The organism is Methylobacterium sp. E-025, assembly GCF_022829705.1.
In the GTDB taxonomy this organism is placed as follows: domain Bacteria; phylum Pseudomonadota; class Alphaproteobacteria; order Rhizobiales; family Beijerinckiaceae; genus Methylobacterium.
The window spans coordinates 36,146-61,812 of sequence record NZ_JAKSYR010000120.1 but is presented as its reverse complement, the minus strand read 5'-3'; the positions used below and the strand labels follow the sequence as shown (position 1 = coordinate 61,812).

24 protein-coding genes and 1 tRNA gene are annotated in these 25,667 nt (G+C 70.6%); 14 read left to right on the top strand and 11 right to left on the bottom strand.

Features of this window, described 5'->3' with window-relative positions; genetic code table 11:
- The first annotated feature begins 59 nt into the window (after positions 1 to 59).
- The 6 genes from ctrA to MKK64_RS18030 all read left to right on the top strand — a co-directional run bounded on the left by ctrA (position 60) and on the right by MKK64_RS18030 (position 5,854).
- The gene (ctrA, locus tag MKK64_RS18055) at positions 60 to 761 is read left to right on the top strand and encodes a response regulator transcription factor CtrA (protein WP_147727979.1); all 702 of its coding nucleotides are present in this window, start codon (positions 60 to 62) and stop codon (positions 759 to 761) included.
- A 415-nt stretch (positions 762 to 1,176) separates the two neighbouring features.
- The gene (locus tag MKK64_RS18050; RefSeq protein ID WP_147843017.1) at positions 1,177 to 2,739 is read left to right on the top strand and encodes a 2-isopropylmalate synthase; all 1,563 of its coding nucleotides are present in this window, start codon (positions 1,177 to 1,179) and stop codon (positions 2,737 to 2,739) included.
- A 142-nt stretch (positions 2,740 to 2,881) separates the two neighbouring features.
- A tRNA-Lys gene (locus tag MKK64_RS18045) sits at positions 2,882 to 2,957 on the top strand.
- Positions 2,958 to 3,131: 174 nt separating this feature from the next.
- Entirely contained in the window at positions 3,132 to 3,929 is a 798-nt protein-coding gene (locus MKK64_RS18040) for an ABC transporter ATP-binding protein (protein WP_147843016.1), read from the top strand.
- Positions 3,929 to 4,813 carry an ABC transporter permease gene (locus MKK64_RS18035; RefSeq protein WP_243936250.1) on the top strand — a complete coding sequence of 295 codons (885 nt, stop codon included), beginning with the start codon at positions 3,929 to 3,931 and terminating at the stop codon, positions 4,811 to 4,813. The genes MKK64_RS18040 and MKK64_RS18035 overlap by 1 nt, the downstream gene beginning before the upstream one ends.
- Positions 4,814 to 4,888: 75 nt before the next feature.
- Positions 4,889 to 5,854, top strand: coding sequence for an ABC transporter substrate-binding protein (locus tag MKK64_RS18030; protein ID WP_243936249.1), 966 nt, complete (start codon positions 4,889 to 4,891; stop codon positions 5,852 to 5,854).
- A 43-nt stretch (positions 5,855 to 5,897) separates the two neighbouring features.
- Here the strand turns inward: MKK64_RS18030 and MKK64_RS18025 are convergent, their stop codons facing one another.
- Both MKK64_RS18025 and MKK64_RS28120 read right to left on the bottom strand, forming a co-directional pair.
- Positions 5,898 to 6,143 (bottom strand): hypothetical protein, encoded by a 246-nt coding sequence (locus MKK64_RS18025; protein WP_243936248.1) that lies wholly within the window; start codon positions 6,141 to 6,143, stop codon positions 5,898 to 5,900.
- A gap of 121 nt (positions 6,144 to 6,264) precedes the next feature.
- Complete coding sequence (locus MKK64_RS28120; protein ID WP_279593245.1) at positions 6,265 to 7,050, bottom strand: cold-shock protein; 786 nt, start codon at positions 7,048 to 7,050, stop codon at positions 6,265 to 6,267.
- 306 nt (positions 7,051 to 7,356) lie between these two features.
- Here MKK64_RS28120 and MKK64_RS18010 point away from each other — a divergent pair, with 306 nt between their 5' ends.
- The 3 genes from MKK64_RS18010 to MKK64_RS18000 all read left to right on the top strand — a co-directional run bounded on the left by MKK64_RS18010 (position 7,357) and on the right by MKK64_RS18000 (position 9,876).
- Positions 7,357 to 7,830: a response regulator gene (locus tag MKK64_RS18010; protein WP_147729085.1), complete on the top strand. Its 474-nt coding sequence runs from the start codon at positions 7,357 to 7,359 to the stop codon at positions 7,828 to 7,830.
- Positions 7,831 to 8,059: 229 nt separating this feature from the next.
- Complete coding sequence (locus tag MKK64_RS18005) at positions 8,060 to 9,148, top strand: Ppx/GppA phosphatase family protein (RefSeq protein WP_243936247.1); 1,089 nt, start codon at positions 8,060 to 8,062, stop codon at positions 9,146 to 9,148.
- Positions 9,145 to 9,876, top strand: a complete 732-nt coding sequence (locus MKK64_RS18000) for an RlmE family RNA methyltransferase (RefSeq protein WP_147729083.1) — start codon at positions 9,145 to 9,147, stop codon at positions 9,874 to 9,876. The genes MKK64_RS18005 and MKK64_RS18000 overlap by 4 nt, the downstream gene beginning before the upstream one ends.
- 279 nt (positions 9,877 to 10,155) lie before the next feature.
- Here MKK64_RS18000 and MKK64_RS17995 read toward each other — a convergent pair whose 3' ends face one another.
- The 5 genes from MKK64_RS17995 to MKK64_RS17975 all read right to left on the bottom strand — a co-directional run bounded on the left by MKK64_RS17995 (position 10,156) and on the right by MKK64_RS17975 (position 17,458).
- Positions 10,156 to 11,388 carry a DUF4167 domain-containing protein gene (locus tag MKK64_RS17995; RefSeq protein ID WP_243936246.1) on the bottom strand — a complete coding sequence of 411 codons (1,233 nt, stop codon included), beginning with the start codon at positions 11,386 to 11,388 and terminating at the stop codon, positions 10,156 to 10,158.
- Positions 11,389 to 11,830: 442 nt separating this feature from the next.
- Positions 11,831 to 12,730 carry a peptide chain release factor N(5)-glutamine methyltransferase gene (gene prmC / locus MKK64_RS17990; RefSeq protein WP_409567967.1) on the bottom strand — a complete coding sequence of 300 codons (900 nt, stop codon included), beginning with the start codon at positions 12,728 to 12,730 and terminating at the stop codon, positions 11,831 to 11,833.
- Positions 12,727 to 13,812: a peptide chain release factor 1 gene (gene prfA / locus MKK64_RS17985; protein WP_243936245.1), complete on the bottom strand. Its 1,086-nt coding sequence runs from the start codon at positions 13,810 to 13,812 to the stop codon at positions 12,727 to 12,729. Before prfA ends, prmC begins: the two co-directional genes overlap by 4 nt.
- A gap of 60 nt (positions 13,813 to 13,872) precedes the next feature.
- Positions 13,873 to 16,137, bottom strand: coding sequence for a phosphoenolpyruvate--protein phosphotransferase (ptsP, locus tag MKK64_RS17980; RefSeq protein WP_243936244.1), 2,265 nt, complete (start codon positions 16,135 to 16,137; stop codon positions 13,873 to 13,875).
- A gap of 85 nt (positions 16,138 to 16,222) precedes the next feature.
- Positions 16,223 to 17,458 (bottom strand): aspartate kinase, encoded by a 1,236-nt coding sequence (locus MKK64_RS17975; protein WP_243936242.1) that lies wholly within the window; start codon positions 17,456 to 17,458, stop codon positions 16,223 to 16,225.
- Between the two features lie 280 nt (positions 17,459 to 17,738).
- Here MKK64_RS17975 and ubiG point away from each other — a divergent pair, with 280 nt between their 5' ends.
- Genes ubiG through MKK64_RS17960 form a run of 3 tightly spaced genes read left to right on the top strand, consistent with a single transcriptional unit; the run spans position 17,739 to position 20,157 of the window.
- Positions 17,739 to 18,527 carry a bifunctional 2-polyprenyl-6-hydroxyphenol methylase/3-demethylubiquinol 3-O-methyltransferase UbiG gene (ubiG, locus tag MKK64_RS17970; RefSeq protein ID WP_147843242.1) on the top strand — a complete coding sequence of 263 codons (789 nt, stop codon included), beginning with the start codon at positions 17,739 to 17,741 and terminating at the stop codon, positions 18,525 to 18,527.
- A gap of 45 nt (positions 18,528 to 18,572) precedes the next feature.
- Complete coding sequence (locus MKK64_RS17965; protein ID WP_243936240.1) at positions 18,573 to 19,133, top strand: YbhB/YbcL family Raf kinase inhibitor-like protein; 561 nt, start codon at positions 18,573 to 18,575, stop codon at positions 19,131 to 19,133.
- 49 nt (positions 19,134 to 19,182) lie between these two features.
- Positions 19,183 to 20,157 (top strand): NADPH:quinone oxidoreductase family protein, encoded by a 975-nt coding sequence (locus MKK64_RS17960; protein ID WP_243936238.1) that lies wholly within the window; start codon positions 19,183 to 19,185, stop codon positions 20,155 to 20,157.
- Between the two features lie 4 nt (positions 20,158 to 20,161).
- On the opposite strand, the gene MKK64_RS17955 is transcribed toward MKK64_RS17960, so the two are convergent.
- The 4 genes from MKK64_RS17955 to MKK64_RS17940 all read right to left on the bottom strand — a co-directional run bounded on the left by MKK64_RS17955 (position 20,162) and on the right by MKK64_RS17940 (position 23,120).
- The gene (locus MKK64_RS17955; RefSeq protein ID WP_243936236.1) at positions 20,162 to 21,175 is read right to left on the bottom strand and encodes an adenosine kinase; all 1,014 of its coding nucleotides are present in this window, start codon (positions 21,173 to 21,175) and stop codon (positions 20,162 to 20,164) included.
- A gap of 67 nt (positions 21,176 to 21,242) precedes the next feature.
- Positions 21,243 to 21,797: a Uma2 family endonuclease gene (locus tag MKK64_RS17950; RefSeq protein ID WP_243936234.1), complete on the bottom strand. Its 555-nt coding sequence runs from the start codon at positions 21,795 to 21,797 to the stop codon at positions 21,243 to 21,245.
- 43 nt (positions 21,798 to 21,840) lie between these two features.
- A complete protein-coding gene (locus tag MKK64_RS17945; protein WP_243936233.1) occupies positions 21,841 to 22,161 on the bottom strand; it encodes a hypothetical protein in 321 nt (106 codons plus the stop codon).
- A 77-nt stretch (positions 22,162 to 22,238) separates the two neighbouring features.
- Positions 22,239 to 23,120 (bottom strand): sulfite oxidase heme-binding subunit YedZ, encoded by an 882-nt coding sequence (locus MKK64_RS17940; protein WP_243936232.1) that lies wholly within the window; start codon positions 23,118 to 23,120, stop codon positions 22,239 to 22,241.
- 203 nt (positions 23,121 to 23,323) lie between these two features.
- On the opposite strand from MKK64_RS17940, the gene MKK64_RS17935 reads away from it, so the two are divergent.
- Complete coding sequence (locus MKK64_RS17935) at positions 23,324 to 24,343, top strand: aldo/keto reductase (protein ID WP_243936231.1); 1,020 nt, start codon at positions 23,324 to 23,326, stop codon at positions 24,341 to 24,343.
- 131 nt (positions 24,344 to 24,474) lie between these two features.
- Entirely contained in the window at positions 24,475 to 25,596 is a 1,122-nt protein-coding gene (locus MKK64_RS17930) for a DUF2336 domain-containing protein (RefSeq protein WP_243936230.1), read from the top strand.
- Positions 25,597 to 25,667 lie beyond the last annotated feature (71 nt).

Here is a 25,667-nt window from a genome sequence, read left to right as displayed (position 1 = left end):
GGACGAATGGCGGCGACGTGTCCGAACGCTGATACGGCCGGCCGGGCTGGGGATCGACGATGCGGGTACTTCTGATCGAGGACGACGGCGCCACGGCGCAGAGCATCGAGTTGATGCTCAAGTCCGAGAACTTCAACACCTACACCACCGATCTCGGTGAGGAAGGAATCGATCTCGGCAAGCTCTACGATTACGACATAATCCTGCTCGATCTGAACCTGCCCGACATGTCGGGCTACGAAGTGCTTCGCAACCTTCGCGTCGCCAAGGTCAAGACGCCGATCCTGATCCTGTCGGGCATGGCCGGCATTGAGGACAAGGTGAAGGGCCTCGGCTTCGGCGCCGACGACTACCTCACCAAGCCGTTCCACAAGGACGAGCTCGTGGCCCGCATCCACGCGATCGTCCGCCGCTCGAAGGGCCACGCCCAGTCGGTGATCACCACCGCCGACCTGATCGTGAACCTTGACCAGAAGACCGTCGAGGTCGCCGGCTCCCGCGTCCACCTCACCGGCAAGGAGTACCAGATGCTGGAGCTCCTTTCGCTGCGGAAGGGCACGACGCTGACCAAGGAGATGTTCCTCAACCATCTCTACGGCGGCATGGACGAGCCCGAGCTGAAGATCATCGACGTGTTCATCTGCAAGCTGCGGAAGAAGCTCGCCAACGCCAGCCAGGGCAAGAACTACATCGAGACCGTCTGGGGCCGCGGCTACGTACTGCGCGAGCCGATGGACGCCGAGGAGCGCATCGCCGTCTGATCCTCGCCCGCCCCGGCTCTTCCCTCTACAGGCACCCGCGGATCGCTCCGCGGGTGCCTTCTTCGTTGCAGCGGCCGGTTTCGCCGCTCAGCCGGTCGACGGTCGCGCTTGTCTTCGGGCCCAACCAGGGATATCCACGCTGCCTGCGTCGCCGGCCCCGCACATCTCCGTGCGGTCCCGAGATCGGCGCCGAGGAGAGACGAGCCTTGGCCAGCGCCGGCTCAGCACCCGTCATCGTCGAGGCCGCGACCGCGGCGTCGCTGACGCGCGCCCTCCGCTCGCTTCTGCTTACCCGCCCCTGATGGCCGTCCGGGCGTTCGCCTGGGCCTTCAGGGGATCGCATGGCCGACCTCATAGGCTTCGAAGGCCGCCCGATCCGCTCGGCGGGGGCGCGCCGCGACAGGGTGGACAACCGATGACCAGCGTTTCCGAGACGAAAAAAGACCGCGTCGTGATCTTCGACACGACGTTGCGCGACGGCGAGCAATGCCCGGGCGCGACCATGACCCTCGACGAGAAGCTCGCCGTCGCCGAGCTGCTCGACGCGATGGGCGTCGACGTCATCGAGGCCGGCTTCCCGATCGCCTCGAACGGCGACTTCGAGGCCGTCTCGGAGATCGCCCGCCGCGCCAAGCGCGCCACCATCGCCGGGCTCGCCCGCGCCATACCCGCCGACATCGCCCGGGCCGGCGAAGCGGTGCGGCACGCCCGCCAGGGGCGCATCCACACCTTCGTCTCGACCTCGCCGATCCATCTCGCGCACCAGATGCGCAAGACCGAGGACGAGGTCGTCGAGATCATCCTCAAGACGGTGGCGCAGGCCCGCGACCTCGTCGCCGACGTCGAGTGGTCGGCGATGGACGCGACCCGCACGCCGATCGACTACCTGTGCCGCTGCGTCGAGGCGGCGATCAGGGCCGGCGCGACGACGATCAACCTGCCCGACACCGTCGGCTACGCGACGCCGGGCGAGTACCGCGCGATGTTCGAGGCGGTGCGCGCGCGCGTGCCGAACGCCGACAAGGCGATCTTCTCGGTCCATTGCCACAACGATCTCGGCCTCGCGATCGCCAACACGCTGGCCGGCATCGAGGGCGGCGCGCGGCAGGTCGAGTGCACGATCAACGGCATCGGCGAGCGCGCGGGCAACGCGGCGCTGGAGGAGGTGGTGATGGCGATCCGCACCCGCTCCGACGTGCTGCCCTACGAGACCGGCATCGAATCGACGATGCTGACCCGGGCCTCGAAGCTCGTCAGCCACGCCACGAACTTCCCGGTGCAGTTCAACAAGGCGATCGTCGGCCGCAACGCCTTCGCGCACGAGAGCGGCATCCACCAGGACGGCATGCTCAAGCACGCCGAGACCTACGAGATCATGACCCCGGCCTCGGTCGGCCTCACCAAGACCAACCTGGTGATGGGCAAGCATTCCGGCCGCGCCGCCTTCCGCTCGAAGCTCGACGAGCTCGGATTGCGGTTGTCCGACAACCAGCTGCAGGACGTTTTCGAGCGGTTCAAGGCCTTGGCCGACCGCAAGAAGAACGTCTACGACGAGGACATCGAGGCGCTGGTCGACGAGAATCTCGCCACCGCGCACGACCGCATCCGCTTGGTCTCGCTCTCGGTCATCGCCGGCACGCGCGGGCCGCAGCGCGCGACCATGAAGGTCGCCGTCGACGGCAAGACGCTCACCGAGGAGGCCGACGGCAACGGGCCGGTCGACGCGGTCTTCAACGCGATCCAGGCGCTGGTGCCGCACGAGGCGCAGCTCGAGCTCTACCAGGTCCACGCGGTCACCGCCGGCACGGATGCCCAGGCGGAGGTCTCGGTGCGGCTGAAGGCCGGCGAGCGCTCGATCACCGCACGCGGCGCCGACCCCGACACCCTCGTCGCCTCGGCCAAGGCCTACCTCTCGGCGCTGAACAAGCTCTCGGCCTCGGCCGTGCGCCTCCACGCGCAGCACGCGGCGGCGGAGTAGGCCGAAAACCGACCGGCCCGGGGGAAAATTCCGGCTCGCGGGCAAAAACCGCGAACACGGGGTGGACAGCCCCCGGCCCGGTTGGTATCAGCCCGCATCGCAGCGGGACTTGGTGGACCGCGGCGGATCGCGCAATGCGATCGGGCGCATAGCTCAGTTGGTAGAGCAGCTGACTCTTAATCAGCGGGTCCTAGGTTCGAACCCTAGTGCGCCCACCAAAGAATTCCGAACTTGGATGATGTGAGGGCAGGACGCGGTCGCGCGTCCTGCCCTTCTTCGTTTGGTCCGGCTCCAGCGATCACGCGTGTCTCGCCGTTTCGGCCTCACGCCTGCATTCTGCATGCAGTTTGGCCCGGGCCTTGCTGGATCCCGCCGTCAGCGTGGAGCCGGTGATGGATGCGGTTGCGAACGGCCGGGACGTGCAGCTCGCCCTGCGGGGCATCCGCAAGGCGTTCCCGGCGAAGGGTGGTGCCGTCCCGGTGCTCGACGGGCTGAGCTTCGACATCTACGAGCGCGACTTCGTCAGCATCATCGGCCCCTCCGGCTGCGGCAAGACCACAGTCTTCAACGTGATCGCCGGCCTGCTCGAGCCCGACGAGGGGACGATGCGCTTTCGCGGCGAGATCGTGCCCGGCCTGTCCGGCCGCGTCGGCTACATGATGCAGAAGGACCTGCTGTTCCCCTGGCGCACGGTCCTGCAGAACGTGATGCTCGGCCTGGAGATGAAGGGCGTCGACGCCAGGGCCGCCACCGAGACGGCACGGGACTACCTCGCCCGCTTCGGCCTGTCCGGCTTCGAGAACGCCTACCCCAAGACCCTGTCGGGCGGCATGCGGCAGCGCGCGGCGCTCATCCGGACGCTGATCATGGATCCGGACATCCTGCTCCTCGACGAGCCGTTCTCGGCGCTCGACTACCAGACCCGGCTCTACCTCGAAGGCGTGCTGCTCGACGCGGTCGAGACCTTCCACAAGACCGTCGTGCTCGTGACCCACGACATCGACGAGGCGGTGGCGCTCTCGAAGCGCGTCGTGGTGCTGGGCAATCGCCCGACCCGGGTGAAGGCGGTGCACGACATCGCGCTCAGCGATCGGTCGCCGATCGGCGCCCGCAGCGATCCGCGCTTCTCCGAGTATTTCAACACGCTCTGCGGCGAGCTCGACATCCAGACCAGCGCGAGGGCGGCCTGATGGCGATCCAGATCCTATCCCACGAACAGGCGCCGCCGGCGGCGGCGAGCCGACCGACGCCGCCGGCCCGACGCCGCCGGCCCGGTGCCCTGGCACGGGCGATCGACACCACGCTCGGGCGCGGGCTGATCCAGCTCCTCGCGGTGGCCGTGTTCTTCGCGGCTTGGGAGGTCGCGGTCGATGCCGGCTGGCTCACCGAGTTCCTGGTCGGCGCGCCCTCGGGCATCTGGCGGGTGTTCGTCAAGAGCGTGCTCGACGGCAGCCTCGCCCACGACACCTGGCTTACGGTGGTGGAGGCCATCCTGGGCTTCGTGATCGGCACCGCGATCGGCTCGGTCGCGGGGCTCGGGCTCTGGTACTCGGTGCTGGTGGCGCGGATCGTCGAGCCGTTCATCGTCGCGATCAACTCGGTGCCGAAGATCGCGCTCGCCCCGATCGTGATCCTGTGGTTCGGCACCGGGTTCGTCTCGAAGGTCGCGCTCGCGGTCTCGCTGACGGCGCTGGTCGCGCTGATCGCGGCGTACCAGGCCGCCCGGGACGCCGATCCCGACCTGCAGGCGCTGCTGGCCTCGATGGGCGCCTCGAAGAACCGGATCTTCCGCTCGGTGATCGTGCCGTCGACGCTACCGGCGATCATCGGGATGTTCCGGATCAACATCGGCTTCGCGCTGGTCGGCGCGGTCGTCGGCGAGTTCATCTCGTCCCAGGCCGGGCTCGGCCACCTGATCTACAACGCCTCGTCGCTCTACGACCTCAACGCCGTCTGGGTCGGGCTGTTCGTGCTGATGTTCGTCGGCTTCCTGCTCTACCACGTCATCGATTTCGCCGAGCGCCGCATCCTGCCGTGGCGGCAGGTCGACACCGCCGGCAGCGTCCAGGTCTGAGTTCCAAGCCGGCGGAGCGCGGCTCGCCGCGGCCGTCCGCCCCGCCCTTCCCGCCAGCAGAACGAGAGCCTTCCGATGATCCAGCGTCGTCCCCTCATCGCGACCGTCGCCGCGGCCTGGCTGATGGGGGCCCTGCCCGCCTCGGCGGCGGCGCTGAAGGCGACCGTGAGCCAGGCCTTCCAGTCGATGCTCTACCTGCCGCTCTACGTCGCCCTGGACGAGGGCCTGTTCGAGAAGGCCGGCATCGACGTGACCAAGGAGACGGCCGGCGCGCCGAGCGTCGCGCTCTCGGCGGTGATCTCGAAGAGCGCGCAGTTCTCGATCCACGGCCCGGAATGGACCGCGGTGGCGGCCTCGAAGGGCGCGCCCGTCGGCGTCATCGCTAACGTCGTCAACGGTGCCGCCGTGTGGATCGCGACGACGCCGGACTTCGTCTTCAAGGACGTGAAGGACCTCAAGGGGCAGACCATCGTCACCGGGTTGATGCCGACGACGAGCACCTCGCTGTTCCTCAAGCTCTTGAAGGAGAACGGCCTGTCGAAGGACGACGTGACGCTGACGCAGGTGCAGCTCGGCACCGAGCCGGGCCCGTTCCTCGCCGGCCAGGCCAAGGTCGCCGTGCTGTACGAGCCCGGCCTCGATCAGGTTGCCGCCAAGGGGATGAAGGTCGTCCTCGGCTTCCCCGAGAAGTACGGCCCCTACGCCTTCTCGGCGGTGAGCGCGCGCAAGGATGTCGATCCGGCGGTGGCGCAGGCCTTCGTCGACGGCATGCAGGCGGCGATCCGGCTGATGCAGTCCGATCCGGCCAAGGCGGTCGCGGTGGCGAGGAAGGAGTTCCCCAACCTCGATCCGACCGTGGTCGAGGCTGCGGTCAAGCGCATGATGGGCGACAAGGTCTATCCGGAGAGCGTCGACATCACGTCCGATGCCCTCAAGATCGCCCTCGATACGCAGATCGCCCTCGGCAACCTCGCGGCCCAGCCGGACTACGCCACCTTCGTTCGGCGCGATTTCATCACCAAGGCGATGGCCGGCCAGTAGCGCCCGGTGCCGTCCGCGATCTCAGCGCGGATGGTCCCCCGGCTCAGCGGGCGGCCGGACGCGACGATCGGAGGGACTTCGCTGCCATCGACGCGCTCGGTGGCAGATCGTTCGCGCTCGGAACCGCCGCGTCCTTCTCCGGGACGGGGCCGGGCTTCTTCGCATCCCGCCCGCGCTCGAAGCCGTAGCCGAGGTTCACGCCGGCATAGGCGCCGGTGAAATCCTCGGCCCTCGCCTGCTGCGCCGTGGCGAGGGCGAGCAGGATGCCGAACGGTACGGCACGACGCATGAGATGTCTCCGATTACCGTCCCGGAACGCAAAACGGCGGCCCCGTGAGGGACCGCCGTTTCCAATCGCATCGGGAACGCGGCAGAAGCGAGGCCGCCGCGTTCGCCAAAAACGCCGCCGATCAATCGTCGACGTTGATGCTCTGAGCCTCGCGGCCCTTCTGGCCGTCGACCACACCGAGCGTCACGGTCTGACCCTCGGCAAGCGACTCGAGGCCGGCCCGCGACAGGGCGGAGCGATGGACGAACACGTCCTTGCCGCCGTCGTTCACCGACACGAAGCCGAAGCCCTTGGCTGGGTCGTACCACTTCACGGTGCCCTGCATCTCGGTCGAGGGGCCCGAGGCGACGCGGCCGCCGCCGCCGCCACCGAAGCCGCCACCGGCGCCGCCGTAACCACCGCCGGCACCGTAGCCGCCGGCGCCGCCGAAGCCGCCGGCGCGCGGGGGACGCGCATCGCGCATCTCGCGCCGGGGCGGAGCCGCCTCGGCCGTCGAGGTGTCGACGCTGGTCACGTTGGTGACCTGCGGACCCTTCTGGCCCTGCGCGGTCTGAACGGTGAGCCGGGTGCCCGGCAGCAGGTCGTCATGGCCGGCTGCCTCGACGGCGCGGATGTGGAGGAAGGCGTCGCCCGAGCCGTCGCCGAGCTCAACGAAGCCGAAGCCCTTCTCCTTGTTGAACCACTTGACCGTGGCATCGCGCTCCGGACCCGTAGGGGCCGCCGCAGCTCGGGGAGCGCCGCGATCGAAACCACCGCCGCCGCCACCGAACCCGCCACCGCCGCCGCCGAAGCCGCCGCCACCGTATCCGCCGCCACTCGGGGGAGCCTGATCAGGCCATCTCGGCTCTGCGCCACCCTCATCGAAGCCGCGCTTCTGCGGCCCCCGGAAATCACGACCACGTCCCATCGAAAGCTCGCCAAAAACCGTCCGCCGACCACGTCTCGAATACCGCGTGCGCGCCATCCCAGACAGCTCACGCCCCGCACTCCCATTACCCCCGGTCGCGGTAACCAAGAATAACGCCTCAGTCCTGACGCAATTGGCCGTTGACCGCAAGGACCTTGTTGTCGATCTGCTCGGAGTTCCATCACTTTCTCGTCGTCGTGAAACCCAGGCTTGCAGAGCGCGCCGTGTTAGGGAAGCGCAAAGGCCGGGCGCGTATGCAGGGGGACAGGCTCCCGCATCCGCCGGGGCCCGCGTGCCGCCCCCTCGATGATCGCGACCCCGACCTTCCCGGACTTCTCCGCCCTCGTGGTCGATGAGAGCCTCTACATCCGTCGAATCGTGCGCGACATGCTGATGCGCGTCGGCATTAAGCGGGTGCTGGAGGCGCCGGACGGGGCCGAGGCGCTCGGCGTGCTCGCCGAGAGCAAGCCCGACCTGACGATCATCGACTGGGACCTGGCGATCCTCTCGGGCGAGGAGTTCATCCGGCTGGCGCGCACGCCCTCGACCTCGCCCTGCCCAACGATTCCCATCATCCTGATGCTCGCCCAGCCGCGTCGGAACGTCGTCGACCGCGCGATCACCCTCGGCGTCAACGAGATCATCGCGAAACCGTTTTCGCCCAAGACGTTGTGGTCGCGCCTCGACGAGGTGATCAACCGGCCGCGACCCTACTCCCAGGTGAAGAGCCTGCTGCGGCCAACCTCCCGCGCCGCCAGCCTCGCCAAGGCGATGGCCTGACGCGACCGCGTGATCGCGCATCGCATCCGATGTCTCGGCGGCCGGGTCTCGGCGTCGGGCGAATGGTTTTCGATCCTCTTCGCCTACTGCGGTCGCGCCGACGGCCGTGGATGCAGTCCCGGCATTCGTGAACGGGACGTTGCAGTTCGCCGCCGAGCGAGTAGGGTCGAGCGTGAATGATGGCCGGGCGGTTCGCCGGGGCCAGAGATGGGAAAGCGCGGCGACGCCGATGAGGGACGAGAGTGGCGCGACCGCGCCGGCCCGCCCCCAGGGCGCGCCACCGGCAGGGGCACCCGGTTCCGCCCCCGCGGTCTCGCATCGCGACGTGCGCCGCAACGCCTACGCGGCCCTGGATCTCGGCACCAACAACTGCCGCCTGCTCATCGCCGAGCCGTCCTCGCACGGCTTCCGGGTGATCGACGCGTTCTCGCGCATCGTCCGGCTCGGCGAGGGGCTCGGCACCTCCGACCGGCTCAGCGAGGCGGCGATCGAACGGACGATCGACGCGCTGCGGATCTGCAAGGGCAAGATGCGCGCCCGCGGCGTCGGGCGGGCCAAGATCATCGCCACGGAGGCCTGCCGGCTCGCCGTGAACGGTGCCGAGTTCGTCGCGCGCGTGCGGGCCGAGGTCGGGCTCGATCTCGAGATCGTCGACCGGCAGACCGAGGCCTATCTCGCCGTCACCGGCTGCGCCGCGCTCGCCGACCCGCAAGCCGAATCGGTGGTGATCTTCGACATCGGCGGCGGCTCGACCGAGATCGCCTGGCTCGACGGCTCGGCCGCCAACCCCTCGACCGATCCGACCCTGCGCATCCGCGCCTGGGATTCGCTGCCGGTCGGCGTCGTCACCCTGGCCGAGCGCCACGGCGGCTCCGAGGTGACGCGGATGATGTTCGAGGGCATGGTCGAGGAGGTGGCCGAGATGCTGGGCCCCTTCGCGATCCGCGCGGCGGCCGCGGCGACGGCGCCCGGCTTCCACCTGCTCGGAACCTCCGGTACCGTCACCACCATCGCGGCGATGCACCTGCGCCTCGTGCGCTACGAGCGCCGCCGGGTCGACGGGCTGTGGATGAGCGACGCCGAGGTCGCCGGTGCGATCGACGACCTGCTCGACACGCGGCTCGACCAGCGGGCGGAGAACCCGTGCATCGGCCGCGACCGCGCCGACCTGGTCCTCGCCGGCTGCGCGATCCTGGAGGCGATCCGCCGTGCCTTCCCGGCCGAGCGCCTGCGCATCGCCGATCGCGGCCTGCGCGAAGGATTGTTGATGAACATGATGCGGGAAGACGGCGTGTGGCGCCGCGGGGGCTACCGGTGACCGACAGGCGTGGCGGAGCGGGCGCGACGGGCGGAGTCCGCGGCGATCTCAAGCAGCGCGTGAAGACCGGGCGCGGGCGCACCCATTCGCAGAAGAGCTGGCTCGAGCGCCAGCTCAACGATCCCTACGTCCAGCGGGCCAAGCGCGAAGGATACCGCTCGCGGGCGGCCTTCAAGCTGATGGAGATCGACGAGCGCTTCAAGCTGCTGAAGCCCGGCCAGCGCATCGTCGATCTCGGCGCCGCCCCCGGCGGCTGGTCGCAGGTCGCGGCGAAGATCGTCGGCGAGACCGGCCGCATCGTCGGAATCGACCTGCTCGAGATCGAGCCGATGCCGGGCGTCGAGTTCATCACCCTCGACTTCCTCGACCCCGAGGCGCCGAAGCGCCTCACCGGCCTGCTCGGCGGCCCGGCCGACCTCGTGCTGTCCGACATGGCCGCCAACGCCACCGGCCACAAGAAGACCGATCACCTGCGCATCATCGGGCTCGCCGAGACCGCGGCCGAGTTCGCCCGGGAGGTTCTGGCGCCCGGCGGCGCCTACCTCGCCAAGGTGCTGCAGGGCGGCACAGAGACCGCGTTGCTCACCGACCTCAAGCGCGACTTCTCCCTCGTGCGGCACGTCAAGCCGAATGCGAGCCGGGCCGATTCGAGCGAGCTCTACGTGCTGGCGACCGGCTATCGCGGGCCGACGCCGGCCCTCGCCCTCGCCGAGGCGGACGGGGACTGATTCGCGGCGCTCCGCCTGCTGCGCGCACGGGTGGTTTGGCTCGAAACGCCGGTGCCGTGGCACCCATGCCGGCTCGGTGACCTGCCGCGAGAGCCTATCGCTCGACGCCCGCTGGCACTGCCGGGAGGCCTGGATCTCACGTCTCTCCGGCCCGTTCTCTGCGTCTGAGCGTATCCCGACCGGGTAAAGGCCGGATCGGCCCTTCGGGGACCGACCTTCGGATACGAAAAAGGCCGCCCCGGAGATCCGGGGCGGCCTGTCTCGCGGGGATGATGGCGTCTACTCGACTGAGGAGGCGCCGTCCGGTGCCTTGGTCTCCGGCGAACCTTCGCCCTCGGTCCCCTCGAAGCGCGGGCGCCGCCGGCGACGGACCTTCGGAGCCGGCGCGTCCTCGCTTTCGGCCGTGGGCGGGCTCGGCGCCTGCGCCTCCGCCACGGGCGCTTCGGCGGCCGGCGGCAGGCGGGGCGGCGTCATCAGGAAGGCCGGGAGGCCGGCCGCATCCTCGGCGACGGGCCGCGGCTCCTCGCGGCGACGCTCGCGCCGGGCCGGAGCCTCGGCCCGGGCCGGCGCTTCCGCACGCACCGGCGCCTCGGCGCGGGCCGGCATCTCGGTCCGGGCCTCCTGGCGCGGCTCGCGGCGCGGCTGCTCCGTGCGTCCGTTCTCGTAACGGTTCTCGCGGGGCGCTTCGGCGCGCGGCTGCTCCTGACGAGACGGATCCTGGCGCGAAAGGTCCTGGCGCGGAAACTCGTCCCGCGGCTGATCGCGGCGGTTGAACTCGGCGCGGTTCTCCTGCCGATTGTCCTGGCGCGGATACTCCTGCCGCCCGTTCTCCTGCCGCCCGCTGTCCTGGCGGTTGAAGGTCTGCCGGGGCGCGTCCTGGCGATCGTAATCGGCGCGCTGGCCGTGCTCCTGGCGGCCCTGATCCTGCCGGCCGCCGTCCTGGCGGTTGCCGTCGGGACGCTGGTTGTCGAAGCGGGCGCCGTTGTCGAAGCGCGGCCGGTCGTTGCGGTTGTTCTGGAACCGGTCGCGGCGCTCCTGGCGGTCGCCGCGGTTCTGGTTCTGGCCGAACCTGTCCTGCTGGTTGCGATCCTGGCCGCGATCTTGGCGCCCGTCCTGCTGGCCGCCCTCGCCGCGGTTGTCGTAGGGCTGCGGCTGTTGGCCCGGATCGCCGTATTCGGGCGCGTAGCCGGCATAGCCCTGGCCGTTGGCCTCGCCGCCCTGCTCGTCGTCGCCGTCCTCCATGTCGTCGTCGTACGACCGCGAGGCGTAGCCGGCGCCGGCCTGCGGGCGGCCCTGCTCCTGCGCGCCGGAGATGATCCGGAAATAGTGCTCGCCGTGCTGGAAGTAGTTCTCCGCCGCCACCGGGTCGCCCGCCGCCTGCGCGTCCCGCGCGAGCTGAGCGTACTTGTCGGCGATGTGCTGGGCGGTGCCGCGGACTTTGACGTCGGGTCCGTTGGATTCGTAGGACCGGGTCAGCGGGTTCGGGCCCTTCGGCCGGTTCCGGCCGCGCACCCGTCGGTTCTGGTTTGGTCTCATCGGTCTCAGATGACCCTCGTTACTGCGAAAGGCGCGTCTGGTCGGGGGGAAGGCTGGGGGCCGGGCTCCCGAGGCGCCGCAGTGCGGGTCCTCGCCGGCGCCCGCGGACGGATCATCGGAATTGATCCACGACCCGCTCGCCTACCAGCCGTCTGTCCCGATCCCTCGGGGCCTACGCTTGCGTCCAAGACGCCCGTCGATTGTCAGGTTCGAAAACCGCCGCGCCGCTGCTCGAACCCGAGCCTACGTCTGATCGACGGTGGAGCGATCGGCCGCCACCCCGCAAAGGATGCGCTATACCGAACCTACGGCTTTCCGTCTTAACGGATCGTCCGCGAACCGCAAGTCGAGACGGGGGATCCAGCGCGAAGTTGATGGGGATTCCGGCGAATTTTGCGTGATCGGTGCCATAAATCCCCTATGCGGGCGCCTTGTCGGGCCGACCGACGAACGACGCGACCCGCGTATGCCCGGCGAGATCGCGCGTGATGCCGCTCTGTCGAAGGCCCGCCTTCCGGCCCAGCTCCGTCACGGCGTCCGCCTGATCGTAGCCGATCTCGAGGTGGAGCGAGCCGCCCGGCGCGAGCAACCCGCCTGCCGTCGCATCGACGATCCGTCGATAGGCCGCAAGCCCGTCGCCGCCGCCGTCGAGCGCGGCCATCGGATCGTGCTCGCGCACCTCGCGATCGAGGCCGGCGATCACGGCGCTGGCGATGTAGGGCGGGTTCGAGACCACCCGGTCGAACCGGCCCACGAGCGCATCGCACCAATCGCCGGCGACGAACAGGGTGCGATCGGCGACGCCGTTGTCGAGCGCGTTCGCGCGCGCCGTGCGCAGGGCATTCCAGGAGCGATCGAGGCCGATGCCGGTCGCGTTCGGCAGCGCGCTCAGCAGCGCGACCAGGATGCAGCCGCTGCCGGTGCCGAGGTCGAGGATGCGGAGGGGGGCCGCCGGGTCCGAAACCGTTTCCAGCGTGGCGTCGACCAACGTTTCGGTGTCGGGCCGCGGCACCAGCGTTTCCGGGGACAGCCGGAACGGCAGGCCCCAGAACTCCCACGTTCTGAGAATGCGGGCCACCGGTTCTCCGGCAACGCGCCGGCGCGCGGCGGCCTCCAACCTGTCCGCGCCCTCCGACCCGAGGGCTCGGCCGCCGTGCAGCGCGAAGTCGACGGCGCGGAGATCGAGCACGCCGAGCATCAGGAAGCGGGCATCGCCCTCGGGTATGCCCTCCGCGGCGAAGCATTCGGCAAGGCGCCGCAGGGCAAGGCTGCGCGTATGATCCGGGCGGACGATGCGCGCGTCGGCCCGTCCGCTCACGCCATGCCTTCGGCAGCGAGCAGCTCGGCCTGATGCTCCGTCACGAGCGCGTCGACCAGCTCGTCGAGGGCGGTGCCGGCGAGCATCTCCTCCAGCTTGTACAGGGTGAGGTTGATGCGGTGGTCGGTCACCCGGCCCTGCGGGAAGTTGTAGGTTCGGATGCGCTCCGAGCGGTCGCCGGTGCCGACCTGCGACTTGCGGTCGGCGGCGCGGACCGCATCCTTGGCCGAGCGCTCCGCATCGTAGAGCTTGGCCCGCAGCAGCGACATCGCGCGGGCGCGATTCTTGTGCTGGGAGCGCTCCTCCTGGACGAAGATCACGATCCCCGACGGCAGGTGGGTGATGCGGATCGCCGATTCGGTCTTGTTGACGTGCTGGCCGCCGGCCCCCTGCGAGCGCATGGTGTCGATCTTCAGGTCGGCGTCGTTGACGACGATGTCGACCTCCTCGGCCTCGGGCAGGACCGCGACGGTGGCGGCGGAGGTGTGGATCCGCCCCTGCGCCTCGGTGTCGGGCACGCGCTGGACCCGGTGGGCGCCGCTCTCGAACTTCAGGCGGGCGAACACGCCGCGGCCCTTCACCTCCGCCACGACCTCGCGATAGCCGCCGACGGTGCCCTCGCTCTCGGAGATGACCTCGACCTTCCAGCCCTTGGTGTCGGCGTACTTGGCGTACATCCGGAACAGGTCGCCGGCGAATAGCGCGGCTTCGTCGCCACCGGTGCCGGCGCGGATTTCGAGGATCGCGCTCTTCTCGTCGGCCGCGTCCTTGGGCAGCAGCATCAGCTGCAGGTCGCGGTGCGCCTTGATCAGCGCGTCCTCGGCGTCGGGCTTCTCGGCGGCGGCGAGCGCGCGCATCTCCGGGTCGCCGCCGGGCTCGTCGATCAGCGCCTCGACCTCGGCCAGGTTGGCGGCGGCGGCGCGATAGGCGTGGATGCCGGCGATCACGGGATCGAGATCCGACAGCTCGCGGGAGAGCTGGACGATGCTCTCCGAGCTCGCATCGCCGGCGGCGAGGGTGCCGGTGACGATGTCGTGGCGCACGAGGATGGCGTCGAGGCGGTCGGGGGGAAAGGGGATCATCGACCGGGGTCTACTCTGGGACGCTGACGGAAACGAGCCTGGTCTTCACGCTGGGCGGGGTCAGACCGGGATGCCGTGGGCCTTGGCGAAGGCGGCGAGCGCCGGGCGGATCGAGGCGCCGTCATGGGCGCGGGCCATCTCGGCGTCGATCACGTCGGCGATCGCCCGCGCATTGAGGCTCAGCACCATCGCCTTGATCGGGCCGATCGAGGCGGGCGACATCGAGAGGTCGCGGAAGCCCATGCCGATCAGCGCCATCGCCTCGAGCGGCCGTCCGCCGATCTCGCCGCACACCGTCACCGGGCATCCGGCCGCGTTCGCGCGCTCGGCGATCAACCGGAAGGCGCGGATCGCCGCGGCGCAGAGCGGATCGAACCGGTCCGCGACGCGGCGGTTCTCGCGGTCGACCGCAAACAGGAACTGCATCAGGTCGTTCGAGCCGACCGACAGGAAGTCGGCCACCTGCGCGATCTCGTCGATCTGGAACAAGAGCGAGGGCACCTCGACCATCGCGCCGAGGCGGCAATCGCTCGGCAGCGGATGGCCGTGGCGGCGCAGATGCGCCTTCTCGCGATCGACGATCGCCTTGGCCCGGACGAACTCGTCGACCGTGGCGACCATCGGGAACATGATCTTGAGCGGGCGCCCGGCCGCCGCCCTCAGCAGCGCGCGCAGCTGCACACGAAGCAGCGCCGGTCGGTCGAGGCCGATCCGGATCGCGCGCCAGCCCAGCGCCGGGTTCTCCTCCTCGAGCTTGGGCATGTACGGCAGGATCTTGTCGCCGCCGATGTCGAGCGTCCGGATCGTCACCGGCCGATCGCCGGTGGCGGCGAACACCGCCTCGTACAGCGCCTGCTGCTCGGCCGCCGAGGGCATCCGCTGCGCCACCATGAACTGCAGCTCGGTGCGGAACAGGCCGATGCCCTCCGCGCCCGTCTCGTTGAGGTGGCCGAGGTCGACGAGCAGGCCGGCATTGAGGTGCAGGCCGATGCGGATGCCGTCACGGGTGGTCGCGGGGACGTCGCGCAGCGCCCGGTACTGCTCCTGCCGCTTGGCGCGCAGGCGCACCATCTCGGCATAGGCCGCCTCGATCTCCGGCCCCGGGCGGACCTGGACCTCGCCGGAGACGCCGTCGACGATGATCGCGTCGCCCGAATCGCACAGCGCCGTCGCGTTCTCGACCTCGCCGACGGCAGGGATGCCGAGCGCCCGCGCGACGATCGCGATGTGGCTCGTCGGGCCGCCCTCCTCCAGCACGACGCCGCGCAGGCGCGACGGATCGTAGTCGAGCAGCGCCGCCGGGCCCATCGAGCGGGCGACCAGGATCGCGTTGTCGGGCAGGTAGGCGTCCGCGCCCGCGCCCTCCTGCCCGGTCAAGCGGCGCAACAGGCGGTTGGCGAGGTCGTCGAGGTCGTGCAGGCGATCGCGCAGGTACGGGTCGCTCTGGCGCATCATCCGGGCGCGGTTGTCCGACTGGACGCGCTCGACCGCCGCCTCCGCGGTCAAGCCCGAGACCACCGCCTCGCGCATCCGGCGCAGCCAGCCCTTGTCGTGGGCGAACATGCGCACCGTTTCCAGCACCTCGCGCGATTCGCCGGTGCCGATCTTGTCGCCGCGCTCGACCAGGTCGTCGATCGCCGAGCGCACCGCCTCGATCGCGGCCTCGAGCCGGGCGATCTCGGCCTCGACGTTCTCGGCGATCAGCGTCTTCACGACGATGCGCGGCTCGTGCAGCACCACGTGGCCGAGGCCGATGCCGTCGGCGAGCACGACGCCGCGAGCGTTGACGGCGCGGCGCGCCGCGGTGCCGGCGTCGGGAGCCAGCCCCTGCAGCTCGCCAGACGCGATCATCTCCGAGAGCACCATCGCGGTGGTCTGGAGCGCCTCGATCTCCTCGTCGGAATAGACGCGGTAGGTCTTGTTCTGGACGGTGAGCACGCCGAGCGTGTTGCCGGCCCGGAGCAGCGGCACGCCGAGGAAGGCGTGATACGCCTCCTCGCCCGTCTCCGGGCGGTAGGAGAAGGCCGGGTGGGTCTGCGCGTCGGAAAGCGACAGCGGCTCGGCCGTCTGCGCGATCAGGCCGACGAGGCCCTCGTCGGCGCGCATCCGGGTCAGGTGGACCGCCTCGCGGTTCAGGCCCTCGGTAGCGAACAGCTCGAGCGTGTTGTCGTCGCGCAGGACGTAGACCGAGCACACCTCGGCGATGACGTTGGCGGCGATGACCACGACGATGCGGTCCAGGCGCGCCTGGGGGCTGACCGGCTCCGCCATGGCTTCGCGGAGGCGGCGCAGCAGCAGGCGCGGGCCTCCGGGCGCAGCGGGCATCGTCTGGTCAATCCCCTGTCAGCGCGACGCCGGGTGTCGGCGCCGGGCAATCTCAGGTCGCACCCGTCGGACGGGCCTGCAAGCCTCAGGCCTGATCCAGGCCGTATAGCGAGTGGAGCGTGCGGACGGCAAGCTCGGTATAGGCCGCGTCGATCAGGACGGAGAACTTGATCTCGGAGGTGGTGATCGCCCGGATGTTGATGCCCTTGTCGGCCAGCGCTCGGAACGCCTTGGCCGCCACGCCGGCATGGCTGCGCATCCCGACGCCGATCGCCGAAACCTTCACCACGTCGGTGGCGCCCTCGATCTGCGCGAACCCGATCGTGTCGTGCGCCCGGTCGAGCACCGTGCGCGCCCGGTCGTAGTCGGCGGCCGGCACCGTGAAGGTCATGTCGGTGGTCGACTGGTCGCCCGACACCGTCTGGATGATCATGTCGACGTTGATGTTGGCGTCGGCCAGCGGCCCGAAAATCGCGGCGGCGACGCCGGGGCTGTCCTTGACGCGGCGAAGCGTGATCTGCGCCTCGTCCCGCGCGAAGGCGATCCCGGTGATGATCTGCTGTTCCACGTCTGTGTCCTCGTCGCAGATGAGGGTGCCGGGGCGCGCGGCGTCCGGCGGATCGAAGGAGGAGCGGACCGTGGTCGGCACCCGGTGCACCATGGCGAGCTCGACGGAGCGGACCTGCAGCACCTTGGCGCCGAGCGAGGCCATCTCCAGCATCTCCTCGAAGGTGACGCGCTCCATGCGCCGCGCCTTCGGCACGACGCGCGGGTCGGTTGTGTAGACCCCGTCCACGTCGGTGTAGATGTCGCAGCGCTCGGCGCCGATGGCGGCGGCGACGGCCACCGCGCTGGTATCCGACCCGCCGCGGCCCAACGTCGTGATCCGGCCGGTCTCGGCATGGATGCCCTGGAAGCCGGCGATCACCGCGACCTCGCCGCGCTTGAACCCTGCGTCGAGCCGGGCGCCGTCGATCTCCTCGATGCGGGCGGATCCGTGCGCGTCGGAGGTCAGGATCGGCACCTGCCAGCCCTGCCAGGAGCGGGCCGGGATCCCGGCCTTGCGCAGCGCGATCGCCAGGAGGCCCGAGGTCACCTGCTCGCCCGAGGCGACCACGGAATCGTACTCGGCGGCCTCGTATTCGGGGTCGGCGTCCTTGACCCAGCCGACGAGCTCGTTGGTCTTGCCCGACATCGCCGAGACCACGACCGCGACCTCGTAGCCGGCCGCGACCTCGCGGGCGACGTGGGCGGCCACGTTGCGGATGCGCTCGACGTTGGCGACCGAGGTGCCGCCGAATTTCATCACCAGACGGGGCATGCAGCGTCCGCGTTTCTCAAACTTCGTCGAACGACCGATCCGGGCTCAGATGTCCGGGCGTGTTCGGCGGCCTCCAACGATTCGCGAACGGCCGCGCCGCCGGCTGTACCGGACCGGCGTCCGGCGGGTACAAGCGGGGTCGGGGGCTGTCAACACGCCGCCAAGCTCCACTTACCCGGAATGCAGGGTCGGCCGCACCCGCTCCGCCGGTCGCCCGTGCGCGGTCGGCGCGGGACTGCGACCACCGAGCGCGCGCCGTCCCCGAATGGAAAGAGATCGGATGACCATCGACGAGACCGCCGCCGGGATCGAGGCGGGTGCGAGCAGCAGCGCGGGCCTCGGCTTCGTCGACCCCGGCGAGGTCGCCCGGTTCGATGCGCTCGCCGCGACGTGGTGGGATCCGCGCGGTCCGATGCGGGTGCTGCACCGCTTCAACCCCGTCCGCCTCGCCTACATCCGCGACGCGGTCTGCCGTCATCACGGGCGGTCGGTCGAGACGCCGTTCGCGCTGCAGGGCCTCTCGATCGTCGATGTCGGCTGCGGCGGCGGCGTGCTGTCGGAGCCGCTCGCGCGCCTGGGCGCCGACGTCACCGGCCTCGACCCGGCGGCGCAGAACATCGCCGCCGCGCGACGCCACGCGGAGGCCGAGGGCGTGCCCGTCGACTATCGCGCCGAGACCATCGAGTCTGTGGTCGCCGCGGGCGAGACCTTCGACGTGGTGCTGATCATGGAGGTGATCGAGCACGTGACCGACATGCCGGCCTTCGTCCGCACGGCGGCGTCGGCGGTGAAGCCCGGCGGCCTGCTCTTCGCCGCGACGCTCAACCGGACGATGCGCTCCTTCGCGCTCGCCATCGTCGGCGCCGAGTACATCCTCGGCTGGCTCCCCAAGGGCACCCACGACTGGGAGAAGTTCGTGACGCCGTCCGAGCTGTCGGCGGCGCTCGGCGGCGGCGGCCTGTCGGTCACCGACACCACGGGCGTCGTCTACAATCCGCTCACCGATGGCTGGCGGCTGGGCCGCGATACGGCGGTGAACTACATGCTGGCGGCCGAGCGCCCGGCCTAGGATGCCGGGCGCTGTTCGACCGGCGTCAGAAACGAAGGAGACCCGATGCTCGAGAAGATCCCCGCAGCGGTCGGTCAGGCCTTGTCCGGCCTCAAGGCCGGCCTCGAGAAGACCGTCTTCCACGCCGATTTCGCCGATGCCCCGGAGACGATCGCGCTGACGAGCCCGGCCTTCGCCGACGGCGCCGGCATGCCGGTCCGCTTCACCGCGGATGGCGACGGGACGTCGCCGCCGCTCGCCTGGAGCGGCCTTTCCGCGGGCACGGCGAGCGTCGCGATCCTCGCCGAGGATGCCGGCAGCCCGACGCCGCAGCCGCTGGTGCACCTCATCGTCTGGAACCTCGCGCCGGACGTTTCGGATCTGGCCGAGGGGGCGGCCTCCGCGAACGCGCGCGTCGATCTCGGCAAGAACAGCTTCCTCAAGGACGGCTGGCTTCCGCCCGACCCGCCCACCGGCCACGGCCCGCACCGCTACCTGTTCCAGGTCTACGCCCTCGACCGCCTCCTCGACCTGCCGGCCTCGCCGGGCCGCGGCGCCCTGGTCGATGCGATGCGCGGCCACGTCCTGGCCAAGGGATCGCTGGCGGGAACCTACGAGCGGCGCTGAGGCGATCGGCTGGCCTTGGGCAACTGGTGAAACGAACGGAAGGCGCGCGATGAAGGCTCTCCTGTGCACCCGGCTCGGCGGCCCGGACGACCTGTCGATCGCGACGCTGCCCGATCCCGTCCCCGGCCCGGGCGAGGCCCTGGTGCGGGTCACTGTCGCCGCGCTCAACTTCTTCGACACGCTGATCATCGCCGGGCGCTACCAAGTGAAGCCCGAGCTGCCGTTCTCGCCCGGGGGCGAGGCCTGCGGCGTGGTCGAGGCCCTGGGACCGGGCGCGGACGGCGTGCGGGTCGGCGATCGGGTGATCGTGCATGCCAAGCACGGCACCTGCCGCGAACGGCTCGCGGTGCCCGCACGCATGCTGACGCCGGTTCCGGCCGGGGTGAGCGACGAGCAGGCTGCCGGCCTCTCGATCACCTACGGCACGTCCCTCCATGCCCTGCGCAACCGCGCGAAGATCCGGCCCGGCGAATGGCTCGCGGTGCTCGGGGCGTCGGGCGGGGTCGGTCTCGCGGCGGTCGAGCTTGGGGCGCTGCTCGGGGCGCGGGTGATCGCCTGCGCCTCCTCGGAGGACAAGCTTGCCATCGCCCGGCAGCACGGGGCGGAGGTGGGCCTCGTCTACGATCCGGCCACCCTGCGCGACGCCCTGAAGGACGCGACCGGGGGCAAGGGCGTCGACGTGGTCTACGACGCGGTCGGCGACGCCTTCTCGGAACCGGCCTTCCGCGCGCTGACCTGGCGCGGCCGCTTCCTCGTCGTCGGCTTTGCCGCGGGCAAGATTCCCCGCCTGCCCCTCAACATCATGCTGCTGAAGGAGCTCGACGTGATGGGCGTCCACTGGGGTGTCTTCACCGAGCGCAAGCCGGAGGTGCACCGCGAGAACCAGCGCCAGATGCTCGCATGGGTCGCCGAGGGGCGGCTGACCGCGCGGGTGCACGGCGTCTACCCCCTCGAGGACTACGCCGCGGCCCTCGGCATCCTGAGCCGGCGCGAGGCGGTGGGCAAGGTGCTGCTCCGGCCCTGATCCTTCAGATCAGCCCCTGCGCCTTGGCGAGCGCGACGAGGTCGCCCTGCGGCCGGGCGCCGATGTGCTGGATCACCTCCGCCGCCGCGAGCGCGCCGAGGCGGGCCGAGGTGACGTAGTCGAGGCCGCGGGCGTGACCGGCCAGGAAGCCGGCGGCGAAGAGGTCGCCCGCGCCGGTGGTGTCGACCACCTCGCGCACCGGCGAGGCCTCGACCGAGCGGATCTCGCCGCCCTTCACCACCATCGCGCCCTCGGACGAGCGCGTGACGAGGCCGAGCAGGTGCCGCCCGCGGGCGTCGCGCTCGTCGCGGAGCGCCTTCAGCGCCGCGTCCGCGTCGTCGGTCTGGTACAGGCTCTGCAACTCGCCGATGTTGGCGAACAGGATGTCGACGCTGCCGTCGCGGATCAGCCCGAGGAACTCGTCGCGGTAGCGGCCGACGCAGAACGCGTCCGACAGGGTCAGCGCCACCGCGTTGCCGGCGCCGTGGGCGATCGTCACCGCCTTGCGGAACGCATCCTTGGCGGCCGGCGGATCCCAGAGGTAGCCCTCGAGGTAGACGACGCGGGCGCTCGCGACCGTCGCCTCGTCGAGGTCGGCCGGCGACAGGCCCTGGCAGGCGCCGAGATAGGTGTTCATCGTGCGCTCGCCGTCGGGCGTCACGAGGACGAAGCAGCGGGCGGTGGCCGGCCCGTCGGTCGCCACCGGCACGTCGAACGCGACGCCGGTCGCCTTCAGGTCGTGGCTGAACAGGCCGCCGAGCTCGTCGTCGCGGACCTTGCCGACGAAGCCGGTCTTGGCGCCGAGCAGCGCCGCGCCGACCGCCGTGTTGGCGCCCGACCCACCCGACACGATCGTCGCCGGCCCCATCGCGGAGAACAGCGCCTCGGCGCGCGGCTCGTCGATCAGCGCCATCGCGCCCTTCGGCACGCCCTGGTCGGCGAGGAAACCCTCGTCCGTGCGGGCGATGACGTCGACGATGGCGTTGCCGAGCACCAGGAGGTCGAGGCGAGCGGTCATGCGGGCGTCCCTTCGGAAATTCGCTCGCGCTCTCGCACCGGCGCCCGGCAGGGTCAAGCGAGGCGGCTCAGGCGTCGTCGTAGAGTTCGGCGAGCGGGACGGTGATGCCGGGAGGATCGAAGGTCAGCACGCCGTCCGAGACGATACGCGTCTCGATGACGTCGTCGGCGCGACGATGATGGTGGACGGCGAGGCGTTTGACCGTGTCGATGAGGAGGTAATGCATCACGCTCGGGATGCCGAAGTAGCCTGCGAATTTCGCGCCCGTATCGATCGAACGCGTGCTCGGCGAGAGGACATCGACCACGATGACCGGATCCGTCACTTCCACCGTGTCCGGATCGAGACGAGGTCCGCAACGGACAAGGGCGTCAGGCTCGAAAGCCGTGGTGCGTTCGATCCGAATCGTCATTCCGTCCGGGAGCACTTGGCAGGGCAAGCCTTCCCGCCGAATGGCAGCCCGCAACGCGAGTTGGGCGGCGAATTTCGTCTCGGCATGCCGGACCCGTTCCGGCGACATCGCGAAGACCTCGCCGTCGAGCAACTCATGCCGCCCCGGTCGTCCCTCGCCCCAGGCCATGAACTCGTCGACGGTCATGCGCGGTTTCGGCTTCACGCTCATGCGGCGAGCGTAACATGTTCCGATCGGGCCGCGAAGGCGGCCGCTACTGCATCGACTTCACTTCGCACTGCGCGTAATCGGCGCTCGCCTTCACGTAGGCGTTGAGCTTCTGCACGTAGCCTTCCGCGATCGGCCGGAACGCCTGAAGCTGCAGGTTGTAGGCCTTGATCGCGTCGTTGTAGCTGTAGGCCTCCCAGCCGGGGCACCCACCCTTGGCATCGAGGCAGGCGGGTTTCGCCGGCAGGGCCGGCTTCTCCGGCTTGGCCGAGGCGGGCGGCGGCTCCGGCAGCGGGCAGGCGGCGAGCGCCGCGCCGGGGCAGACCAGCGCGAAAACGAGCGAGGATCGGCTCAGGAAACCGCGCATGGACAGGTCGAGCTCCGTTCGGCCCACCGCGGGGCCGCGCCGGGTTGTGCGTCAGCGTGCCGGCGGGAGCAAGGCGCCTATGCGGCCGGCTGGACGCGCTGCGGACGGCCCGCACGCGGCGCTGGCGCCTTCGCACCCGGCGGCACGCGCACGAGGGCGACGACGGGCAGCGTCAGGCCGACCGCGAGGACCCACCAGGCCGGGCGGATCACGTCGGAAAAGTCGAGGTTGGCGCCGAGCACGAGGTCGGCCGGGATGCCGCTCTTGATCCCGTACCAGGCCGCCTCGATGCCCGCGGTCGCGAGGGCGGCGGCAACGGCGAGCAGCGCGAGCGACCACGGCCGCATCGGCAGCCTGAACCGTTGCATCAGGCGCCAGCCCATCAGCAGCACGAACAGCCCGGTCCAGAACACCGGATCGGAGACGTCGATCTTCGATTGCAGAAAGTAGTGCAGCAGCCCGAGGATGCCGATCGCGTAGGCCGCCTTGTGCAGGCGCGACCAGCTCGCGCCCATCCGCCGGATCGCGGCGTCGGTCGAGGTCGCCCCGAGGGCGATGAGGCCGACGAGCGCGACGAAGCCGATCGTGAGGTAGAACCGCAGCGCGATCTCGGAGACGACCTTGGCGAGGTCGAAGTTCTGGTCGACCACGTACAGCGCGAGATGCGCCAGCGCGTAGGCCGCCGTGATCACGCCGAGCAGGCGCCGGACGTTGATCAGCTTCGGCCAGTTCGCCACCCGCCGCAGCGGCGTGACCGCGAGGGAGGCCAGCAGGAAGCGGATCGTCCACTCGCCGGTCTCGTGGATCAGCGCCGTGATCGGCTTCGGCCCGAGCGCGTTCGTCGCGTAGGCGCCGGCGAGGTAGACGGCCGGGGCGACGGCGAGCAGGAACGCGACGAGCTTCAGGAGCGAGAGGCGTCCGGCGCGGTCGAGCCAGGGCAGCGGCAGGGCGTGGGACATCTCGGCTCTTCGCATGCGGTGTCGATGACGGTCAGCGGCCCGGTCGGCCGGCACGGCGCGGGGAGCGCACGCGACCCATTCGCCGCGATGTGCCTCCGGTTACGGGCACGGGCCATTCCCGGTTCCGAACCTGCGACGACGGTTGACCCTCCGCGATCCCGGCCAAGATACCCCCGCAACCCCACGACGCAGGACCGCTTCCGATGGATTACCGCACGCTCGGCCGCTCGGGCCTCAAGGTCTCGCCGATCTGCCTCGGCACGATGATGTTCGGCGGTGCCACCGACGAGGCCGATTCCGCGCGCATCGTCGCGAGCGCCCGGGATGCGGGCGTCAACTTCATCGACACCGCCGACGTCTACAATTCCGGCGCCTCGGAAGCGATCACCGGCCGCGCGATCGCGACGGATCGGCATGCCTGGGTGCTGGCCACCAAGGTCGCCAACCCGATGGGCGACGGGCCGAACGATCGCGGCCTGTCGCGCGTCCACGTCCTTCGCGCCGCCGAGGAGAGCCTGCGCCGGCTCGGGACCGACTTCATCGACATCTACTACCTCCACAAGGAGGACCACGCGACGCCGCTCGACGAGACCGTGCGGGCGATGGAGACCCTGGTTCGCCAGGGCAAGATCCGGCACTTCGGGGTCTCGAACCACCGTTCCTGGCGGATCGCCGAGATCTGCCGCCTGTGCGACGCCTACGGCATCGACCGGCCGGTGGTGAGCCAGCCGTACTACAACGCGCTCAACCGCATGCCCGAGACCGAGCACCTGCCGGCCTGCGCGCATTTCGGCCTCGGCGTGGTGCCGTACTCGCCGCTCGCCCGCGGCGTGCTGACCGGCAAGTACGATCCCGACGCGCCGCCGCCGGCCGACACCCGCGCCGGCCGCCAGGACGCGCGGATGATGCAGACGGAATGGCGCCCGGAATCGCTGCGCATCGCCCGCACCCTGAAGGACCATGCCGAGGCGCGCGGCATCACCGCCGGGCAGTTCGCCTTTGCCTGGGTGATGAACAACCGCGCCGTGACCGCGGTGATCGCCGGCCCGCGGACCATGGAACAATGGACCGACTACCTCGGCGGGCTCGACTATCGCTTCACGCCCGAGGACGAGGCCCTGGTCGACGGCCTCGTCGTGACCGGCCATCCCTCGACGCCCGGCTACAACGATCCGGCCTACCCGATCGAGGGCCGGGTGACGGTGAGCGGCACGAAGGTCTGAGGCGGATCGGCCTCGTGCCGATCCGATCTTGGCGCAGGACGACACGTCGCTTCGGCGAGCGGCTTAAAGGTCGATTCACGCAAACGACCCTAGCGTGATGGTCGATCCGGTTCCTGCGTATCCGAAGTGCCATGCCCCCATCCGTCGAGGTCGCGCCCGACCTGTCCGGGCTGATCGAACTGTCGCGCATCGCGCATCTCGACCTGAAGCCCGTCATCCTGCGGGTCCAGACCGATCTGTTCGTGCAGGCGGCCAACCGCGACAAGTCGGAGCTCGAATCCTTCGCCTCGCTCGCCGGCGGTCTGATCCCGATCGTCGATGAGGAGACGGCGGCGATCGTTGCGGAGAAGCTCGCGCCCTTCGCCGACACGCCGCAATCCGTCCTCGCCACGCTGGCCGCCCGCGGCGGACGCGTCCGCGACATCGTGCTGGGGTCGGCGGTGACGCTTTCGCCCGCCCTGATCGATGCCGCGCTCCTCGACGGTGCCGATCTCGGCTCGGCGATGGCCGGCCGACCCGGCCTCCCCCGCGCGGTGATCGCCGAGCTGGCGCAGCGCGGCGATCCGGCGATTGACAGGGCGCTTGCCGGCAATCTCGGGATCACGCTCCGCGGCGGCGACGTCCGGCACCTCGTCGGCCGCGGCCGGACCGATCCGGACCTCGCTGGCCTCCTGCTCGCCCGCCCGGATCTCGCCGCCGGCGAGCTCGCTCCGCTCTACCTGCACGCCGACCCGATCCGGCGCGACGCGATCCGCGAGGCGATCGCCGCCACGGCCGCGCTTCGCCCCTGCCCGCCCCCGCCGCGCGATCTTGGCGGCATGCTGCTCGGCCTCTCCGCCGCCCACGACGTCCCGGGCTTCCTCGCCGCCCTGTCGGACGGGCTCGGGCTGCCGGCGAATTTCCTGCGCAGCGCGCCCGACGCCGGCTCGCGCTACGACCTGCTCACGCTGTGCCTGCGCGCCGCCGACCTCCACGAGGAGGAGGCGGTCTACGTCTTCCTGACCCTCGACGAGGCGGTCTCGCGCTCGGCCGAGCGGGTGTTCGAGCTCGTCCGCCTGTTTCGGACCACCGATCGTCCCGCCGCCCGCGACCTGCTCTCGGCGATCCTCGACCGGCCGCTGCGCGAGCGCAGCGGCGCGTCCGACGCCCACCAGCCGCACCATGCGCCGGACACGGGCAAGATCCGGCAGGCCGCGGCCGAGCGGCCGGCGAACTGGACGCCCCTGCCGATGCGGGCTCGGAAGTCGTCCTGAGATCGGCCGGCGCCGGCCGCCGGCTCGGGCTCACGCACTCCGCGTCGTCGTATCGTCCAGCACGAACGGCC

Excerpts from the sequence above, each read along its gene's own strand:
- ctrA (WP_147727979.1), top strand. The coding sequence starts at position 60 with ATGCGGGTACTTCTGATCGAGGACGACGGCGCCACGGCGCAGAGCATC.
- MKK64_RS18050 (WP_147843017.1), top strand. The coding sequence starts at position 1,177 with ATGACCAGCGTTTCCGAGACGAAAAAAGACCGCGTCGTGATCTTCGAC.
- MKK64_RS18040 (WP_147843016.1), top strand. The coding sequence starts at position 3,132 with ATGGATGCGGTTGCGAACGGCCGGGACGTGCAGCTCGCCCTGCGGGGC.
- MKK64_RS18035 (WP_243936250.1), top strand. The coding sequence starts at position 3,929 with ATGGCGATCCAGATCCTATCCCACGAACAGGCGCCGCCGGCGGCGGCG.
- MKK64_RS18030 (WP_243936249.1), top strand. The coding sequence starts at position 4,889 with ATGATCCAGCGTCGTCCCCTCATCGCGACCGTCGCCGCGGCCTGGCTG.
- MKK64_RS18025 (WP_243936248.1), bottom strand. The coding sequence starts at position 6,143 with ATGCGTCGTGCCGTACCGTTCGGCATCCTGCTCGCCCTCGCCACGGCG.
- MKK64_RS28120 (WP_279593245.1), bottom strand. The coding sequence starts at position 7,050 with ATGGGACGTGGTCGTGATTTCCGGGGGCCGCAGAAGCGCGGCTTCGAT.
- MKK64_RS18010 (WP_147729085.1), top strand. The coding sequence starts at position 7,357 with ATGATCGCGACCCCGACCTTCCCGGACTTCTCCGCCCTCGTGGTCGAT.
- MKK64_RS18005 (WP_243936247.1), top strand. The coding sequence starts at position 8,060 with ATGAGGGACGAGAGTGGCGCGACCGCGCCGGCCCGCCCCCAGGGCGCG.
- prfA (WP_243936245.1), bottom strand. The coding sequence starts at position 13,812 with ATGATCCCCTTTCCCCCCGACCGCCTCGACGCCATCCTCGTGCGCCAC.
- ptsP (WP_243936244.1), bottom strand. The coding sequence starts at position 16,137 with ATGCCCGCTGCGCCCGGAGGCCCGCGCCTGCTGCTGCGCCGCCTCCGC.
- MKK64_RS17975 (WP_243936242.1), bottom strand. The coding sequence starts at position 17,458 with ATGCCCCGTCTGGTGATGAAATTCGGCGGCACCTCGGTCGCCAACGTC.
- ubiG (WP_147843242.1), top strand. The coding sequence starts at position 17,739 with ATGACCATCGACGAGACCGCCGCCGGGATCGAGGCGGGTGCGAGCAGC.
- MKK64_RS17965 (WP_243936240.1), top strand. The coding sequence starts at position 18,573 with ATGCTCGAGAAGATCCCCGCAGCGGTCGGTCAGGCCTTGTCCGGCCTC.
- MKK64_RS17960 (WP_243936238.1), top strand. The coding sequence starts at position 19,183 with ATGAAGGCTCTCCTGTGCACCCGGCTCGGCGGCCCGGACGACCTGTCG.
- MKK64_RS17955 (WP_243936236.1), bottom strand. The coding sequence starts at position 21,175 with ATGACCGCTCGCCTCGACCTCCTGGTGCTCGGCAACGCCATCGTCGAC.
- MKK64_RS17950 (WP_243936234.1), bottom strand. The coding sequence starts at position 21,797 with ATGAGCGTGAAGCCGAAACCGCGCATGACCGTCGACGAGTTCATGGCC.
- MKK64_RS17945 (WP_243936233.1), bottom strand. The coding sequence starts at position 22,161 with ATGCGCGGTTTCCTGAGCCGATCCTCGCTCGTTTTCGCGCTGGTCTGC.
- MKK64_RS17940 (WP_243936232.1), bottom strand. The coding sequence starts at position 23,120 with ATGTCCCACGCCCTGCCGCTGCCCTGGCTCGACCGCGCCGGACGCCTC.
- MKK64_RS17935 (WP_243936231.1), top strand. The coding sequence starts at position 23,324 with ATGGATTACCGCACGCTCGGCCGCTCGGGCCTCAAGGTCTCGCCGATC.
- MKK64_RS17930 (WP_243936230.1), top strand. The coding sequence starts at position 24,475 with ATGCCCCCATCCGTCGAGGTCGCGCCCGACCTGTCCGGGCTGATCGAA.